Genomic DNA, 16,554 nt, shown 5'->3' with positions numbered 1-16,554 from the left:
GCCTGGTCGCATCCTCCCTGCGGTCAGGCCGGGGGCGTGCGCAGCCACTCCGCTTCGGGCGTCCAGAACAGCTGCCGCGCCCCGAGGTAGTCGTGGGCGAAGTCCGTGAACCGTTCACGGGTGTACGGCTCGCCGGTCCGCGGGTCCGTGGCGTGGACGTCGGGTTCCTGGACGGCCATCGCCACGAGCGGGAGGACGTTCTTGTACGCGTGCAGGAACTTGTAGGAGTTCTCCATCTGGTACGGCCGGTCCGGCAGGGTGTCCGGCCCGCCGATGCCGATCTTCTTGTCCCGGGCCAGATCGAACATCTCCTTCATGCGCCGGTGATCGTCGTCATCCGGCAGGAAGTTGACGTACTGGACGAACGGCGTCCTGCTGAACACCTTCTTGCCGTACCGCATGGTGGCGATCTCGGCGTCTATGTAGGAGCTCGACGTGTATCCGGTCCGGTCCGTGGCGGTGTCCACGTCGACCGCGGTCTCCGGCAGGTTCACCCCGGCGAGCCTGCCGTCGAACTTCCGGGCCATCGCCTTGAGCAGGGCCTGGAAGTCCGCGCGCACCTCCGTGTTCCACTGCGCGGCCATGGCGCCGTGCGTGGTGGGGTTGTCGGGGTTCTCATCGACCGTCGGTGCGACGCCGCCCGCGTCCTTCACGTACTGCGGGACCCCGGCGTCCGCCATCGCCACGTCGAAGAACCGGTCCTGGACCTGGACGAACAGTTTCTTGTGCCGCTGGTGGAGATAGCGCAGCGCTTGCTCCAGGCGCGACCACGTGTACTCCCCCTTCTTCTTGCCCTCCAGCGCCTTCCAGGGCGCCACCACCTGGACCCCGCCGATGTCCGCCCGGTCGATCATGGCCTTGACCTCCGGCGCCGCGCCCGACGTGGCATCCTCGAAGTCACCGAGGGACATGTACAAGTTGTCCGTCGGCCTGCCCGGGGCCGCGGACACGGCGTCCGCTGCGGGAGCGGGGGCGGCGGCCGCCACCCCGGCGGGAGCCGCCAAGGTCACGGCCGTGAACACGACGAATCCGACTGCACCGCGTTGCTTCTTCATGGCGCAGACGCTAAGGACGTGTTCTAAGCGGAATCTAAGAGCGCTTGCTGTCCTCGTGCCTGCTTCCAGCTGGTCGACAACGTGACCGCGGGGTGCACCCGCCGCCCGCCCCGCGTCCGCTAGAGGAGCGTGAAGGTGTGCACCGCTCCCAGGCCGGAGACGGAGCCCCCGAGCAAGGTGCAGGTGGTGATCTGCAGCGACGGTGCGGTCATGGTCTCGACGAAGCCGTGCCCGGCCAGGTAGCCACTGGTGACGGTGCCGGTGAACTCGTTGGTGAAGACGGCACCGGCGAGGTTGGAGACGCGTTGGGCGGTGACCGTACTGCTCTGCCCGTTGCTCCAGTTGATGGTCCAGCTCACCGTCGCCGTCGACAGCAGTTGCAGGCAGGAGCGCTGCGTGGTGTTGGAGGAGGTGTGCGTGCCCCCGGTGACGGCCGCGGCGGCACCCGTGCCCAGACAGGGGCCGTAGGTCTGGTCGATCGTGCGGGTGCTGGTCGCCGCGGTCGTGGTGATCGGCGGATCGTAGGTGGTGGTCGACGTGCTGGTGCACGTCAGCGTGGTCACGGTGCGGGGAGCCGCGCCGGCCGGAGAGGCGGGCAGTGCGAACGCCAGGGCGGTCACCCCGGTGGTGAGGAGAGCGGCGGCCAGTCGTCTGAACGATCTGCGCATGGACGTGATCCTTTCGTCTTCCTGCTCAGGCCCGCACGGCGGGTCGGCGCCGCCGGCACGGCGGTCGCGGGGGCGCTGAAGGCACCGGGGGGCGGGGGCTCTCATGGTGCCCGGGGGCGCACCCGGGAGCCATGGCCCGCGTGGGGCAGAGCGCGGCGGGCGCGGGCCAGGGTGCGGCGGAGCACACCCGTGTGCACGACGGCGCCCCGGCCCGCGCACGCCGGCGCCCGCCTGCGCCGCGGACGGAGACCCCTCGGGCCCCGCTCCGGCCCGGTCAGCTCGTCCGCACGGCGTGACTGGCGGTGAAGGCCAGCAGGGAAGAGGCGGTGACGGCGCCTGCGGGCCGCAGCGGGGGAGCATCGCGGCGGGGCCCGGACTCGGGTCAGGCGGCACGGTCCTGGCGCGCGGCGAGGACGTGGAGTGCGTACAGGTACGTCTCTCCCTGGTGATCGGGGAGTGCGTACAGGTACGTCTCTCCCCGGTGATCGCACGCGCGGTCCTGGGCGCGTCCCCCGCCGACCTCGACGGACCTGTGGGGCCGGGAGGCGGCACGGCCGCGCGAACGGCTCGCCGAACTTCCCTCGTGGCAGGACCGCTTCGCGGTGACGGACGCGTTCCTCGCCCGGCGGTTCGCGGCGCAACCCGCGGTGGATCCGGAGGTGGCCCGGGCCTGGCGCCGGATCGTCGTCAGCCGCGGCGGGGCCCGCGTCGACGGCCTCGCGGCCGAGGTCGGATGGAGCCGCGAGCGGCTGTGGTCCCGGTTCCGCTCGCAGCTGGGTCTGCCGCCCAAGCGGGCCGCACAACTGGTCCGCTTCGACCATGCCGCCCACCTTCTGGTCGCGGGCGGACCCGCGGCCCAGGTCGCGGCCGACGCGGGCTGCGCCGACCAGTCCTATCTGCACCGCGACGTCCGGGCGTTCACCGGGGTCACGCCCGGGGCCGTGGCCGGCGAGCCGTTCCTCGCCGTCGACGACATCGCCTGGCCCGGCCGCTGACGGGCCGGGTCAGGCCGGCCGCCCCTCTTCCGTCCGGAGCCCCGCCCGGTCGAGTATCTCCCGCGACAGGTCCCACAGACGGCGGGCGTTCGCCGGGTCGACTGCGTAGCGGGCGACGCCGTGCAGGGTGCCGGTGCGACGGTCGACGGTCGCGGTCTCGTTGCAGTCGACGAAGTACCGGCCGCCGACCCCTTCGAGCAGCGGTGACGTCGCGAGGAGCACGGAGGTCGCGGCGCCCTGCCCGACCGTCTTGATCAGATCGGCGGGTACCCTTCCGCTGCCCCCGCCGTTGAGGTGGCGCTGGAGGTTCGTGTGGATCGCGCCGGGCATCAGGGCGTTGGCGGTGATGTGGTCGCCGGCCCAGCGGCGGGTCGCCTCCACGGCGAAGAGGACGTTCGCCGTCTTCGACTGCCCGTAGGCGAGCCACGGGTCGTAGCGGCGGAAGGCGAAGTCGACGTCGTCCCAGACGATGGGGGACTGCTGGTGCCCCGAGGAACTCACCATGACGACCCGGGCGTTGCCCGCGGACGCCAGCGCCGCGTGCAGGCTGGTGGTGAGCGCGAAGTGCCCCAGGTGGTTGGTGGCGAACTGCCACTCCCAGCCGTGCTCGGTGTGCTGTTCGGGGCCGGCCATCACGCCCGCGTTGTTCACCAGGATGTGCAGCGGCCCCCGCCACGCCGCGGTGAAGGCGGCGACGGAACCCAGATCGGTCAGGTCGAGCCGCTCGACCCGGACCCGCCGGTTGCCGGTCGATCCGGCGATGTCCTTGGCGACGCGTGCGCCTGTCGCCACGTCACGCACGGCGAGCGTGACACTCGCCCCGGTGCCGGCCAGGACACGGGCCGTCTCGGCACCGAGCCCCGACGAGGCCCCGGTGACCACCGCCTGGCGGCCGGTGAGATCGATGCCCTGCGCCACCTCGGTGGCCGTGCTGGAGAACCCGAACGGGGTGGTGATCGTGGCGGGAGTGGTGGTGCTCATGGATGCACTTCCCTGCGATGTAGGTGTATGCGCGGTGAGCGCGTCGGCGCCGCGGGTCACGGCGTCACCAGACGGTCCTGCTCCACCGGGGGCGTACCGCCGTGCCAGTCCAGGGCCTTGCCGAACCGGACCAGTTCGCCGTAGAGCGCGGGGTCCACGTCGTCGGCGAGGACCAGGTCGAGGACGGCCTCGGCTGCCTGGCCCGGCGACTGCGCCCGGCTGTAGTCGCTGAACCAGGGCCGCGAGGTCGCGGTGTCCACCATCCCCGGGCACACGGACGCGATCAGGGTGCCGGCGGCGAGGTCGGCGGCGCGGCGCTCGGCGGCGACCGCGCGGACGGCGGCGACCTGGGCCACCTTCGAGGGCACGTTCAGCCACACCGGCCAGCCTGCCTCGCGCGCGGTGCCGAGGTGGACGGCGCCGCGCCAGGACTCGACGGCGTCCTCGACCTGGTCGAGGCCCGCGCCGTCGAAGAGGTGGTGCAGGCGCGCGTCGAGGTGGCCGAGGGTGCCCAGGCTGCTGGCGACGACGAGCAGCCGCCCGCCCGGCCGCAGGACGGGTCCGAAGGCACGCAGGATCGTGTGCGTGGCGGTGTTCGAGACGTCGATGAACTCGTCGGCCCGCTCGGCCTGCGACTCCTCGGGCAGCAGCCGGGCGACCGCGTTGGAGACCACGACGTCGACCCCGCCGTACCGGGCGCGCAGCTCGTCGGCGAGACGGACGACGGCCTCGCTGTCGGTGACGTCCAGGACGCGCCCCTCGACGCGCGCACGGGTGGCCGGCAGCTCGCCGACCTCCCGCGCGGCGTCCGTCACCCGCCGGTGGTCGCGGCCGGTCAGCAGGACCAGGTCGTGCGGTCGCAGGCGAGCCGCCAGCCCTTCGACGAGAGCGCGGCCGAGTCCCTGGTTTGCGCCCGTGACGAGGGCGATCCGTGAACCGTTCATGCGTTCCACGCTACGAACGGCCATTACATGAGTCCAACGAAAGTTCGGCACGGCTAGTATGCGTAAACGTCATGGACTTCACCGATGTCTCCCTCACAGCGCTCCGCGTCTTCCGGGCCGTCGCGGAGCAGGGCACCTTCACGGCCGCCGCCGCGTCCCTCGGCTACACGCAGTCGGCCGTGTCCCGGCAGATCGCCGCTCTCGAACGGGCGGCGGGCGCCGAGCTGCTGGAGCGGCGGCGCGAGGGCGTACGGCTCACCGCGGCCGGCCGGCTCGTCATGCGCCGCGCCACGGTCGTCCTCGCGGAGATCGACGCGGCCGCGCGTGAACTGTCCGGCCTGCCCGCGCAGACCGGGACGGTACGCCTGGGCTGGCTGCCCACCGCGGGCGCCGTCCTGGTGCCCCGCACCCTGGCCGCCCTGCGCCACACCGACCCCGGCCTGCGCGTCGTCGGCCGGGAAGGCGGCACCCCCGCCCTGGTACGCGCCCTGCGGGCGGGCAGCATCGACCTGGCCCTGCTCGCCTCCGCGCCCCCCTTCCGGCCGCCGGACACCGAGTCACCGCCGCTCGTCCTGCGGACCCTGACCGAACGCGCGCTGTGTCTGGCGGTGCCCGCCACGCACGCGCTGGCCCGCGGCGACCACGTCGACGTGGCCGACCTGCGCGGGCAGACCTGGATCGCCGGATCCACGTCCGGCGAGGACCGGCTGATGGGGGTCTGGCCCGGCCTCGACGAGCGGCCCGAGATCGCGCACACCGCCCGCGACTGGCTGGCCAAGCTGCACCTGGTCGCCGCGGGCTGCGGACTCACCACGGTGCCCGTGACGCTGGCGGCGGCAGCGCCGGAGGGCGTGCGCATCCTGCCCGTCCGCGGCCCCCAGGAGCACCGGCGGCTCCTGCTGGCACACCTCCCGCGCACGCCGCCCGAACCGGTGACGCGCGTGGCCACCGCGTTGCGCGCGGCAGCCCTCGGCGCCGACGTGCCGGAGCCGCCCTGAGCGGGAGCACGACTGCGCCTGGGACCCGTAGGGGAGAACCTCACTCCTTGTGATCCTCGCGGCCGGCAGTACAGGCCTCCGGCCCAGACGCGGCGAGCAGGCTCAGGGAACAGTAGGTCGCCCTGGGGTAGTAGGCGCCCATCACCGCCTCCGTACGAGCGGCGTCGCTGCCGGTCGGCACCCGCTGGACCGCCTCGGCGAAGCCGGGGGCGGCGAGCATGTTGCGCAGGATCAGCACATGCTTGTCCGTCGGCGTCGCCGAGGACAGCGGCACGAACGTCGCCCCGGGTATCCGGGTGATGGCCGCGCGCTGCTGCTCCGTGCCGACGACGTAGGTGTACGTCCCGTCGGCGGCGACATGTGTGTCGGAGTCGGTGCGGCAGCCGGGGTCGACGGTGCCGTCGGGCAGCGGGTTGGCGACCACCTCGCCCGGCCCCCACCACAGGTTGTCGCACATCGACCAGTACCGGACCTGTGCCGCCGGGTCGGGCCAGGGCCGCGCCCGGTGTCCGGTCGTCGAGGCCGGGGCCTTGCCGCGGACGACGAGGACGTCGCCGGCGGGCGGGGCGTCGAACCCGGCGGAGACGTAGGCGTTGTCGGGGTTGGGGTACAGGCCTGATCCGGCCTGGCGGGCGAAGGCCGGGCGGGCCGGATCGGCGTCCCGGAGCGGCGCCGGCCCGGTGGCGCGGGTGGCGTCGGGCGTGGCCGCACCGGAGCCCTGCGCGTCGGCGCACGGGGGGACGGAGACCCGGTGGCCGTCGCGCCGGAAGGTGACCTTCGGCAGCCGCACCGTGCCGTCCGCCAGGTAGACCCGGTAGATGACGGTCCCTTCGGCGCCCTGCGGGGTGCCCGCGGAGGAGAGCGGCAGCGCGTTGCTCCCGCGGCCTGCGCGCTCCGCGACGGTGACGGTGAACTTGCCGCCCGCCCGGCCGCCGTACTGGTAGGGATTGCGGCTGCCCCGGTCGGGGGCGATCTGGTGGTCGGTCAGGACGGCCGGTGCTCCGCCCGGGCCCGTGACGCTGTCGTGCGCGGCGTCGTAGGACGCGAACGAGGCGTACCGGGCGTCCGGGTAGCGGCCGTCGAGGGCGATGCTGAGGCCGTCCTGCACGGTGTAGTGCAGCAGCCAGTACTGGGAGTTGGTGTCGGGGTAGGCGACGTTCGACGTCCGGTACCCCAGGGGATGCCAGGCGCAGTCCGGCGTGGTGGGCCCGGAGGCACCCGCCCCGGCGGCGGTGGCGGGCGTCACGGACGCCAGTGTGAGGACGGCGGTGAGGAGCAGGGGTTTCCAGAACTTCATCAGTGTCCTTACGGCAGTGGTGGCGGCGACGGCGGGAGCGGTGCGGTGCTCAGGCGGCGGGGCCCAGCGACCTGGTGCGGCCCAGCCAGGCATCGGCAGCGGCGAGGAAGTGGCGGATTCCGGCGGCGACCGCGTGGTGGTCGCTGGGCGCGTAGCGCGGGGAGTGGTTCAGCACGGTGCCCTCGGGCAGCACACCGCGTTCCAGCGCGGCGACGGCCATTGCGTCGAAGTCCGCGGGGTCGGCGCCGCCGAAGTGGTAGAGGACGGACGGGCAGCCCGCGGCGGCCGCGAACCGGCCGAAGTCCTCGCTGGCCGCGAGCGGATCGGGCAGCATCCGGCCCCGCGTCCCGTCGGCGGCGAGAGCCGTCAGACAGCGTGCGGTGGCGTCCGGATCGTTGACGGTCGGCGGGAAGGAGTCGTAGACGTCGATCTCCGGCTCCCGGGTGGCGCCCTGCGCCTCGGCCTCGGCGCGGACGACGCGGCGCAGGCCGGTGAGGACCGATTCCCGGGTGTGCTCGTCGAACGAGCGCAGGCTGCACCGGAGTCGGGCGGTGTCCGGGATGACGTTGGGGACGGTGCCGGAGTGCAGGGCGCCGACGGTGAGGAGCGGCGCGGGGGAGAGCGGCGCGAGCCGCGCCGAGAGCGTCTGCAGGCGCAGCACCACGGCCGCCGCCATGACGATCGGATCGACGGCCATGTGCGGCGCGGAGGCGTGGGCGCCCGCCCCGTACAGGGTGATGTCGATGCTGTCCGCCGCGGCCATGACGGTGCCGGGCCTGGTGATCACCACTCCGGCCGGCAGGGGGCCGACGTGCTGGCCGAGGACCGCGTCCGGACGCGGGAAGCGGTCGAGGACGTCGTCGTCGAGCATGGCCTGCGCGCCGCGGCCGACCTCCTCGGCGGGCTGGAAGACCGCGACCACCGTGCCCCGCCACGCGTCGTGGTGCGCGGCCAGCTGCCGGCACGCGCCCAGGAGGGCGGCGACGTGCACGTCATGGCCGCAGGCGTGCATGAGTCCCTCGCGGCGGGAGGCGTACGACAGACCGGTCTCCTCCCGCACCGGCAGCGCGTCCATGTCGGCGCGGAGCCAGAGGACCGGGCCCGCGCCGTTGCGCAGCACGGCCACGACGCCCGTCCGGCCCACCTGTTCGGTGACCTCCCAGCCATCGGCGCCCGCCAGCTCGGCGGCGACGGTGGCCGCGGTGCGCCGCTCCTCGAAGGCGAGTTCGGGGTGGGCGTGCAGGTCGCGGTAGACCTCCTTCCAGTGCGGCAGGTGCGCCGCGAGATCGGCGGTGAAGGGGGTGTCAGACGCCGGGGTGGCGTGCGGGGGACGCATCGCTGTCGTTCTCCTCGGGGGTCGGTGCGGTGGCGGTGGTGAAGGTGCGCAGGCGCGCCAGGAAGGCGGGGGTGGTCTGCGGGACCCGGAGCACGACGAGGACGGCGAGGACCGGGCCGAGGGCGAGCGACCAGAAAGCGGCGCGGTAGGAGAAGGCGTCGACGATGTGCCCGAAGAGGACCGGGACGAGGATCCCGGAGAGCTGTCCGCCGAAGAGGATGATGCCGGACGCGGCACCCGTCAGACCCGGTGGCAGGCTCCGCAACGGCAGGGAGAAGCACGGCATGTAGCACAGGCCGACCGCCGCGCTGATGAGTGTGGCCACGACGACGTAGGCGGCCGGCGAGGTGGTGAGCGGCAGCACGGCGAGCAGGACGGCCGTGGCGCTCATGGCGGGCAGCACGATCCGTCCCGGCCGCCCCTCGAACCGGTCGGACAGCCGCCCGCCGATCACGGCGGTGGCCGCCGCGCACAGCGTCGGCGCCAGCGAGACGAGCCCCGCGTCCGACACCCGCAGACCGCGCTCCTCCATCAGGTAGGACGCACTCCAGCTGTTGAGCCCCCACACGACCGTGTCGTAGGCGAAGAACATCAGGGCGAACAGCCAGATCACCGGGGACCTGAGCAGCCGCGCCGCCGCACCCTCGACCTGCTCCAGGACCGGGCCCGTCAGCGCGGCGGGCAGCGGCCCCGGCAGGCGGCGCCGGATGGCGACGACGACGGCGAGGCCCAGCACGGACACGACGAGGAACATCACGCGCCAGTCGAAACGCGCGAGGAGCAACCCGCCCAGCACGGCGGCCAGGAGACCGCCGACCGCGTTGGAGCTCTGGATCCAGCCGTTGGCGGTGAGCCGCTGGTCCGGGATGGTACGGCGGCTCAGCGTGTCGATGGCCGCGGTCGGGAAGAGCCCCTGGGCCACCCCGAACAGACAGCGGAACACCAGCAGCGCCGTGAAGGACCAGGCGACTGCCGTGAGCCCCGTGAACAGGGACCACAGGACCAGGGCCCCGCACATCACGCGGACCCCGCCGAACCGCCCGGCGATCAGCCCGGCCGGGATCTGGGTCAGCGCGTAGGTGACGAAGAAGGCGGAGACGATCAGCCCGCGTTCGCCGTGGGACAGACCGAAGGTCTCCCCGATGGACGGCAGGGCGAGATTGATGACCTGCCGGTCGATGTAGTCGACGGCCCAGGCGACGAAGAGCAGGACAGCGGTGGTCCGGGTCGTTCTGTGCACGGGTGGCTCCCCCCGCTCAGCGAGATGTGGTGTGGCCGACACCCTGCACCGGGGGCCGGTCAGCCCCCGCGGATCGCCGGAAACGGGCAGGCAGAAGCCGTCGCCGCAGGAAAACGCCACCGGGGAGTACGGGGCGCGGCAACTCCGCCCGGACGCGCGGCCACCGAGTGGACCGAGCCTTCTGCTTTCCCGTCCGCCTTGGCAGGATGAGACGCGTGCGCCCTCTGATCACCGCCCCTCACGCGACCCCCTCCGCGGCGGGAGCCCGCGAGCCGTCCCTGCCGGCGGCCACGCGCGCGGGCGGCGGCGCGGCCCACGAACTGGGCGAGACGGACCTGGCGTTGATCGAGGCGTTGCAGTTGCAGCCGCGCGCGCCGTGGTCGCGGATCGCCGCGGTCATCGGCATCGACGCCACCACCGCCGCCCGCCGCTGGCGGCGTCTCACCGCCAGTGGCACGGCGTGGATGACCGCCTACCCCACCCACCACGCCACCATCGTCGGCTACGTCGATCTCGCCTGCGACGCCGACGCGGTGGAGGCGGTCACCACCCGGACGCGCCTGTGGGGACCGGTGTTCAGCGTGGAACGCACCAGCGGGGAGCACCAGGTGTTCCTGTCGGTCGCCGCCCGCGACCTCGCCGCCCTCGACGACCTCGTCACGCGGCGGCTCGGCACCCTGCCCGGCGTGCGCACGCTGCGCCTGAGCATCTGCACCGAGGTGCACGGCGAGGGCAGCGGCTGGCTGGTGCACAGCCTCAGCGAACGACAGCGTTCGGACCTGGCGGGCGCCTCGCGCCACCGTGCCCCGCGCCCGCCCGCCGTCCCCAACGCGAGCGACCGCAGGCTGCTCCAGGCCCTCGGCGCCGACGCCCGGTACAGCCACTCCGAACTGGCCAGGGAGTGCGAGCTGAGCCCCACGACGGTCCGCCGGCGGCTCCAGCGCATGACCGGCCGCGGCGAGATCTACTTCCGCTGCGACCTCACGCAGCAACTGGCGGGGTGGCCGGTCGTCGCGACCTATCGCCTGTGCGTTCCCGGGCCCGGCGTGGACACCGTGGCGCGCGCCCTGGCGGCCATGGCGGAGACCCGGGTGTGCTCCACGGTCACCGGCAGCGCCAACCTCCTGCTGTCCGTGTGGCTGCGCACCCCCGCGGACTGCGCCGCCCTGGAGGACCGCATCCTGCACCGCCACCCGGGACTCGGCGTCCGCGAACGCAGCATCACCCTGCACACCAGCAAGCGCATGGGCCGCCTGCTGGACGCGACGGGCCGCGCCCAGCGTCACGTGGCGATGACGGCGGCGCCGGAGGGACTGGAGGACGCCGGCGGCTGAGCGCCGAGACGTCCGCGCCGTCGCGCAAGACCGCCGCGGTCAGGGAGTTCGAACGCCAGGGCCGCCGTCATCATCGCTCCGCGAGGCGGCCTGGCCCCGGCTCACGGACGAGCGGGCATGAGCGGACCGGGCTGCCGCACGCACCCTGCCGGCTGGGCAGATGACACGGACACGGCTACGGATACGGACAACGCCGCAATCTCCGTCGCTGATGGCACAGTGGCCCCATGTGCGGTCGCTACGTCTCCACTCGCAGCCCTCAGGACCTGTTCCGCCTCTTCGACGTCCGGCAGTGGCGGGAGGAGGAGGCGCTGGAGCCCAGCTGGAACGTGGCGCCGACCGACCCCGTGTACGCCGTCCTGGAACGGCGGCCCAAGGGTGACGCGGCGCCGGCCGGCCGCGAACTGCGAGCCCTGCGCTGGGGCCTGGTGCCCTCCTGGGCCAAGGACCCCAGGTCCGGCGCGCGGATGATCAACGCCCGGGTGGAGACGGTCCACGAGAAGCCCGCCTACCGCCGGGCCTTCGCCAGGCACCGCTGCCTGCTGCCCGCCGACGGCTTCTACGAATGGGACCCGGTCACCGACGACGCCACCGGCAAGACGCGCAAGCAGCCCTACTTCATCCACCCCGCCGACGCCTCGGTGATGGCGCTGGCGGGGCTGTACGCGTACTGGCGCAACCCCGAGATCGCCGCCGACGACGCCCCCGACGCCTGGCTGACGACCACCACGATCCTCACCACCGAGGCCACCGACGCGGCAGGCCGCATCCACCCGCGGATGCCGCTCGCCCTCGCCCCCGAGGACTACGACACCTGGCTCGACCCCGCCCACCAGGACACCGACGACCTGCGCGCCCTGCTCACCCAGCCCGCGGGCGGCCACCTGAAGACGCGGCCCGTCTCCATGGCGGTCAACAACGTCCGCAACAACGGCCCCGAACTCCTGGACGCGGCCGCCTGACGGCCCACCCGGCACAACTGCCCGCCACGGCACGGGACGTCACCGTCGCCCCGCCGAGGCGCTCACCGCGCTTCCTCCTCCTGCCGTACCCGCGTCAGCTTCTCCGGGTTCGTCACCAGGTAGATGTCCGCGACGTGGTCGCCGTCCGGCGCCAGGTCCATGACCATGACGGCGTACGGGGAGTCGTCGGCGAAGACGACGGCGGACGGGTCGCCGTTGACGTGCCGGTACTGGATCTCCAGGTCCTTGGCCGCCCGCCGCTGCCCGAACGAGGCGATCATCCGGCTGACCTGCTCGCGGCCGTGGACCGGGCGCAGGGCCGCCGGGCGGACCTTGCCCCCGCCGTCGGTCCACATCGTGACGTCCGGCGCGAGGATCTCCATCAGCGCGCTCACGTCCCCGCCGAGCGCCGCCTCGACGAACCGCCGCGTCGCCTCCCGCCGCACCCGCGGGTGGGCCGCGAAGCGCGGGCGGCGGGCCTGGACGTGGGCGCGCGCCCGGTGCGCGAGCTGGCGCACGGCGGCGGGGCTGCGCCCGAGGACCTCCGCGATCTCCGTATGGGCGTACCCGAACACCTCGTTGAGGACGAAGACGGCCCGCTCCAGCGGGCTGAGCGACTCCAGGACGACGAGCAGGGCGAGGGAGACGGACTCCGAGCGCAGCGACACCTCGGCGGCGTCACCCGTGTCCGGCGCCGGACGGTCGGGCGCGGCGGCGACCAGCGGCTCGGGCAGCCACGGGCCGACGTACGTCTCGCGGCGCCGCTCGATCGCCGACTGCCGGGCCAGCGCGTGGTTCACGGCGATGCGTACGAGGTAGGCGCGCGGCTTGTCGATCCGCTCCAGCGGGACCCGGCCGAGGCGGGCGGCCAGCGACAGCCAGGTCTCCTGGAGGACGTCCTCGGTGTCGCTGACGCTGCCGAGCATGTTGTAGACGACGGAGAACAACAGCTCGCGGTGGCCGACGAAGAGCCGGGTCGCCGCCTCCTCGGCCTCGGTCGCCGGACGTGCGCGGTCTGCGGACATGTCAGAACCCTCCCGTGAGCGTACGCACCTGAGAGGCCCCCGGCGCCGCCGAGTGTGACATCCCCGGACTCCCTTGTGGCGCATGTCACTTCGCCGTGCCGGGATGTCACACCGGGGTCCCGGCGCGCCCTCTGAGGAGCACAAGCACCAGCGGAAGGACACGACACAGTGCTGAAGAAGTGGCACGGCAATCCGTGGGCGATCCTCGTCACGCTCTCCCTCGGATTCTTCATGACCCTGCTCGACCTGACGATCGTGAACATCGCGATCCCCGACCTGGTCGGCGACCTGGACGCGTCGCTCGACCAGATCCTCTGGGTCGTCAACGCCTACACCCTCGCCCTCGCCGTCCTCCTGATCACCGCGGGCCGCCTCGGCGACCTGCGCGGGAAACGGAACCTGTTCGTCACGGGCGTGGCGGTGTTCACGCTCGCGAGTCTGGCCTGCGGCCTGGCCCGCGACCCGGCGCAGCTCATCGCGTTCCGCGCGGTCCAGGGGCTGGGCGCCGCACTCCTGATGCCGCAGACCCTGTCGATCGTCTCGGACGTCTTCCCGCCCGACCGGCGCGGCGCCGCGATGGGCATCTGGGGCGCCGTCGCGGGCGTCTCCGGCGCACTCGGCCCGATCATCGGCGGCGTCCTGATCACCGACCTGGACTGGCGGTGGATCTTCTACGTCAACCTGCCGCTGGGCGCACTCGTCCTGTTCCTGGCGCTCACCCTCATCCCGGCCGCCACCGGCCGCACCGTCCGCCACCGCCTCGACAACACGGGCGTCGGCCTGGCCTCGGCGGCCCTGCTCTGCCTCGCCTTCGGCCTGACCGAAGGGCAGCGCTACCACTGGAACAGCGCGATCTGGACCCTGTTCGCCGGCGCGGCCGCCCTGTTCGCCGCCTTCCTCCTGCACCAACGCGGCCGCCAGGACAGCGAACCGCTGATCCCCTTCTCGCTCTTCAAGGACCGCAACTTCACCGTCCTCAACTTCGTCGGCATCGCCGTGTCGTTCGGCATCGTCGGGCTGTTCCTGCCCCTGACGATCTACCTCCAGTCGGTGCTGCAGTTCAGCGCGCTCAAGTCCGGCCTCGTCCTGCTGCCGCTCGCGCTCGGCTCCATGGTGACGGCGGGCCCCGCAGGCCTCCTCGCGGACCGGATCGGCGGCAAGTACGTCCTGATGGGCGGGGTGAGCGCGTACGCGGGCGGCCTCGTCTGGATCGTCGCCACCGCCGACGTCGGCCGCTCCTGGACCAGCGTCGCAGGCCCCCTCCTGCTCACCGGACTCGGCGCGGGCTGCACCTTCGCGCCGATGGCCACCGAGGTCATGCGCAACGTGCCGCCCCACCTCTCCGGAGCCGCCTCCGGTGTCAACAACGCCCTGCGGCAAGTCGGTTCGGTACTCGCCGGAGCGGTGGTCGGAGCGGTTCTCCAAGGACAGCTCGGGGTGGAGGTGGGCGGACCGCGGGCCGGGACGGGCCCCGCGGGCCGGGCGGCCTTCGGACATGCCTTCGTCGACGCCATGGGTCCGGCGATGCTCGTGCCGGCCGGTGTGCTGCTGCTCGCCGCGGCCGCCTGCCTCGTCGTACGACGGCACACCGGCACGCCCCCGGACCCGCACGGCCTGCCCCCGACCACGGCGGCCCCACGACCGGCGGCGACCACGCCCACGGCGCACTGAGGTGACCCGCCCATCCGACCGTTCAGCTCAGAAAGGCGAGGGACCATGACCGGAGCCCGGCCGCGGAACGACGAAACAGCCCGGCAGAACCGACCGTCACAGGAAGGGGAACAACCGCAGTCCGCATCCATCGACTTCCTGATGATGTACGCGACCCACGACGCGTTCCGCCGCGACCTCGACCGGCTCGTGACGGCGGCCGACGCCGGGACGGCTCACACCCCCGGAGTCCTCGCCGGATGGGCCAACTTCAAGCACCAGCTGCACATCCACCACACCGTCGAGGACAGTCACCTGTGGCCGCGGCTCCAGGTACAGGTGACGCACCGCCCGCGGGACCTCGCGCTGCTCGCCGACATGGAAGCGGAACACGCACGGATCGACCCCCTGCTCGCCACCGTCGACGCGGCGCTCGCCCACGGCTCGACCAGCCTCGCGGAGGACGTCAGAGCGCTCCGGGACGACCTGGTCCACCACCTCGACCACGAGGAGAACAGCGCGCTTCCCCTCATCCAGGAGGTCCTGACCCCTGCCGACTGGAAGGCGTTCGCGGGCGGCATGCGTACGGCGCAGGGAGTGAAGGGCGCGGCGGTCTACGTCCCGTGGATCATCGACGGTGTGCCGGGAGCGGAACGCGACAGGTTCCTCCGTTCCATGCCGCCACCCGTCCGGGTCCTGAACAGCCTTTTCTGGCAGCGGAGTTACCTCAAGCGGAAACTGTGGAACAGGCGCTGAGGCGAGCGAGCAGCCGAGCGGGCGGGCCGACCACGTGCCCGGTGCCGCGGGCCGGCGCCGGGCACGGGCCGGCCCGCCGGCCGCCGCGAACGCCCTTCCCCTTCGAACCGGCCTTCGGCTACCTTCCCTCACCATGCCCGTGAACCTGAGCCTCCTCGTCGGCTTCCTGACCCTGTCGGCCGTCCTGTCCGCGATCCCAGGGCCCTCCGTCCTGCTGGAGACCAGCCGCGCCGTCACCGTGGGGCGCCGGTCCGCGCTGTGGATCGTGCTGGGCAACGCGCTTGGTGGCCTCGTCCTGCTGGCGCTCGTGCTCGCGGGCCTCGGGGCCGTCGTCGCCGCGTCGGCCCAACTTTTCATGGTCGTCAAGGTCGTTGGCGCCTGTTACCTGCTGTGGCTCGGAGTCAACGCCCTGCGCTCCGCGCGCGCGAACCTCGCGCAGGAGTTCTCCGCCACGACCGACGCCCCGGGCGGGCCGTCGTGGGCGCGGTCGGTACGGCAGGGCTTCGTCGTCGGCGTGGCCAACCCGAAGAGCATCGTGTCGCTGATGGCCATCCTGCCCCAGTTCGTCGACCACTCCCACGCCGATCCGGTCCTCCAGATGCTGATCATCGGCCTCGCCGGAGGCGTGGCGCAGGCCCTCATCGAGACGGTATGGGTCTGCGCCGCGGTGTCGCTGCGCAGCTGGTTCCTGAAGAAGAGCCGGCGGGTGCGGATGCTCAAGGCCGGGGGCGGGGTCGCCATGATCGCGTTCGCGGGGAAGCTGGCGGTGGAGAGCCCGTGATCAGTGATGCCACGCGTCCCCGCGCACGTTGTAGATCATGCGCTGCAAGACCTTCAGGGCGCGGGCGTACTCCTCGTCCGGAATCCCCTCGTGCGTCTGCTGCCGCAGCTCCGACTGGCGTGCGGCGGCACGGGAGTAGAGTTCCGCGCCCGCGTCGGTGAGCAGCAGGTGCTCGTCCTCGTCCTGGGAGACCAACCCCCGGGCGACGAGGCTGTCGATGTCGGCGGGCAGATCGTCGCCGGGACCCGGGTAGTAGCGCAGGAACGCGATCAACTCCGCCCGGTCCCAGCCCTCGGGCGCCGCGCTGAGGCGGGCCAGGACCCACCACGCCGGCTGGGTCAGCCCAAGGTCGCCGAGCGCGGCGCGGATGTTCTGGACGACGGCTCGACCGGCCGCGTTGGCCCAGTACCCGATGGGCTGGGCGATGAGACCGGAGTCGTCGTGGGAGGGGGCGAAGGGGGCTGGAGCACTGCTGGAAACGGTCATGGGAAGAACGTAGAAACTCAACCATGCTTGAGGTCAAGCGCGTTGC

General features: G+C 73.0%; 15 protein-coding genes and 1 pseudogene. 7 read left to right on the top strand and 9 right to left on the bottom strand.

Features of this window, described 5'->3' with window-relative positions; all coding sequences use genetic code 11:
- Window positions 1–23: 23 nt before the first annotated feature.
- On the bottom strand, window positions 24–1,055 hold the full coding sequence (locus ACIBW6_RS26195; protein WP_399063665.1) for a hypothetical protein: 1,032 nt from the start codon (window positions 1,053–1,055) through the stop codon (window positions 24–26).
- A 119-nt stretch (window positions 1,056–1,174) separates the two neighbouring features.
- A complete protein-coding gene (locus ACIBW6_RS26190) occupies window positions 1,175–1,723 on the bottom strand; it encodes a hypothetical protein (protein ID WP_399063664.1) in 549 nt (182 codons plus the stop codon).
- A 328-nt stretch (window positions 1,724–2,051) separates the two neighbouring features.
- Here ACIBW6_RS26190 and ACIBW6_RS26185 point away from each other — a divergent pair.
- A pseudogene (locus tag ACIBW6_RS26185) lies at window positions 2,052–2,718 on the top strand (helix-turn-helix domain-containing protein); the annotation flags it as partial.
- Between the two features lie 9 nt (window positions 2,719–2,727).
- On the opposite strand, the gene ACIBW6_RS26180 reads toward ACIBW6_RS26185, so the two are convergent.
- Complete coding sequence (locus ACIBW6_RS26180; RefSeq protein ID WP_399063662.1) at window positions 2,728–3,699, bottom strand: SDR family NAD(P)-dependent oxidoreductase; 972 nt, start codon at window positions 3,697–3,699, stop codon at window positions 2,728–2,730.
- Window positions 3,700–3,755: 56 nt separating this feature from the next.
- Window positions 3,756–4,643, bottom strand: a complete 888-nt coding sequence (locus tag ACIBW6_RS26175; RefSeq protein WP_399063660.1) for an SDR family NAD(P)-dependent oxidoreductase — start codon at window positions 4,641–4,643, stop codon at window positions 3,756–3,758.
- Between the two features lie 71 nt (window positions 4,644–4,714).
- Between ACIBW6_RS26175 and ACIBW6_RS26170 the strand changes: the two genes are divergently transcribed.
- Window positions 4,715–5,641 carry a LysR family transcriptional regulator gene (locus ACIBW6_RS26170; protein WP_399063658.1) on the top strand — a complete coding sequence of 309 codons (927 nt, stop codon included), beginning with the start codon at window positions 4,715–4,717 and terminating at the stop codon, window positions 5,639–5,641.
- Between the two features lie 40 nt (window positions 5,642–5,681).
- On the opposite strand, the gene ACIBW6_RS26165 is transcribed toward ACIBW6_RS26170, so the two are convergent.
- Genes ACIBW6_RS26165 through ACIBW6_RS26155 form a run of 3 tightly spaced genes read right to left on the bottom strand, consistent with a single transcriptional unit; the run spans window position 5,682 to window position 9,514 of the window.
- Window positions 5,682–6,938 (bottom strand): hypothetical protein, encoded by a 1,257-nt coding sequence (locus tag ACIBW6_RS26165; RefSeq protein ID WP_399063656.1) that lies wholly within the window; start codon window positions 6,936–6,938, stop codon window positions 5,682–5,684.
- Window positions 6,939–6,987: 49 nt separating this feature from the next.
- On the bottom strand, window positions 6,988–8,274 hold the full coding sequence (locus ACIBW6_RS26160) for an amidohydrolase (RefSeq protein ID WP_399063654.1): 1,287 nt from the start codon (window positions 8,272–8,274) through the stop codon (window positions 6,988–6,990).
- Window positions 8,243–9,514 (bottom strand): MFS transporter, encoded by a 1,272-nt coding sequence (locus ACIBW6_RS26155; protein WP_399063652.1) that lies wholly within the window; start codon window positions 9,512–9,514, stop codon window positions 8,243–8,245. Before ACIBW6_RS26155 ends, ACIBW6_RS26160 begins: the two co-directional genes overlap by 32 nt.
- Window positions 9,515–9,729: 215 nt before the next feature.
- Between ACIBW6_RS26155 and ACIBW6_RS26150 the strand changes: the two genes are divergently transcribed.
- Both ACIBW6_RS26150 and ACIBW6_RS26145 read left to right on the top strand, forming a co-directional pair.
- Entirely contained in the window at window positions 9,730–10,848 is a 1,119-nt protein-coding gene (locus tag ACIBW6_RS26150) for an Lrp/AsnC family transcriptional regulator (protein WP_399063650.1), read from the top strand.
- Between the two features lie 227 nt (window positions 10,849–11,075).
- Window positions 11,076–11,810, top strand: coding sequence for an SOS response-associated peptidase (locus ACIBW6_RS26145; RefSeq protein WP_399063648.1), 735 nt, complete (start codon window positions 11,076–11,078; stop codon window positions 11,808–11,810).
- 62 nt (window positions 11,811–11,872) lie between these two features.
- On the opposite strand, the gene sigJ is transcribed toward ACIBW6_RS26145, so the two are convergent.
- Entirely contained in the window at window positions 11,873–12,835 is a 963-nt protein-coding gene (gene sigJ / locus ACIBW6_RS26140; RefSeq protein WP_399063646.1) for an RNA polymerase sigma factor SigJ, read from the bottom strand.
- Between the two features lie 168 nt (window positions 12,836–13,003).
- Here sigJ and ACIBW6_RS26135 point away from each other — a divergent pair, with 168 nt between their 5' ends.
- From ACIBW6_RS26135 to ACIBW6_RS26125, 3 genes are all read left to right on the top strand, one after another.
- Window positions 13,004–14,506 carry an MFS transporter gene (locus tag ACIBW6_RS26135; protein ID WP_399063644.1) on the top strand — a complete coding sequence of 501 codons (1,503 nt, stop codon included), beginning with the start codon at window positions 13,004–13,006 and terminating at the stop codon, window positions 14,504–14,506.
- Between the two features lie 141 nt (window positions 14,507–14,647).
- The gene (locus ACIBW6_RS26130; protein WP_399063642.1) at window positions 14,648–15,241 is read left to right on the top strand and encodes a hemerythrin domain-containing protein; all 594 of its coding nucleotides are present in this window, start codon (window positions 14,648–14,650) and stop codon (window positions 15,239–15,241) included.
- 133 nt (window positions 15,242–15,374) lie between these two features.
- A complete protein-coding gene (locus ACIBW6_RS26125) occupies window positions 15,375–16,022 on the top strand; it encodes a LysE family translocator (RefSeq protein ID WP_399063640.1) in 648 nt (215 codons plus the stop codon).
- Here ACIBW6_RS26125 and ACIBW6_RS26120 read toward each other — a convergent pair whose 3' ends face one another.
- Window positions 16,023–16,508: a MarR family winged helix-turn-helix transcriptional regulator gene (locus ACIBW6_RS26120; protein WP_399063638.1), complete on the bottom strand. Its 486-nt coding sequence runs from the start codon at window positions 16,506–16,508 to the stop codon at window positions 16,023–16,025.
- Between the last annotated feature and the right edge of the window lie 46 nt (window positions 16,509–16,554).

Source organism: Streptomyces sp. NPDC049813 (assembly GCF_044465085.1).
Lineage (GTDB): Bacteria > Actinomycetota > Actinomycetes > Streptomycetales > Streptomycetaceae > Streptomyces.
This window is presented reverse-complemented; position numbering and strand designations above follow the sequence as displayed.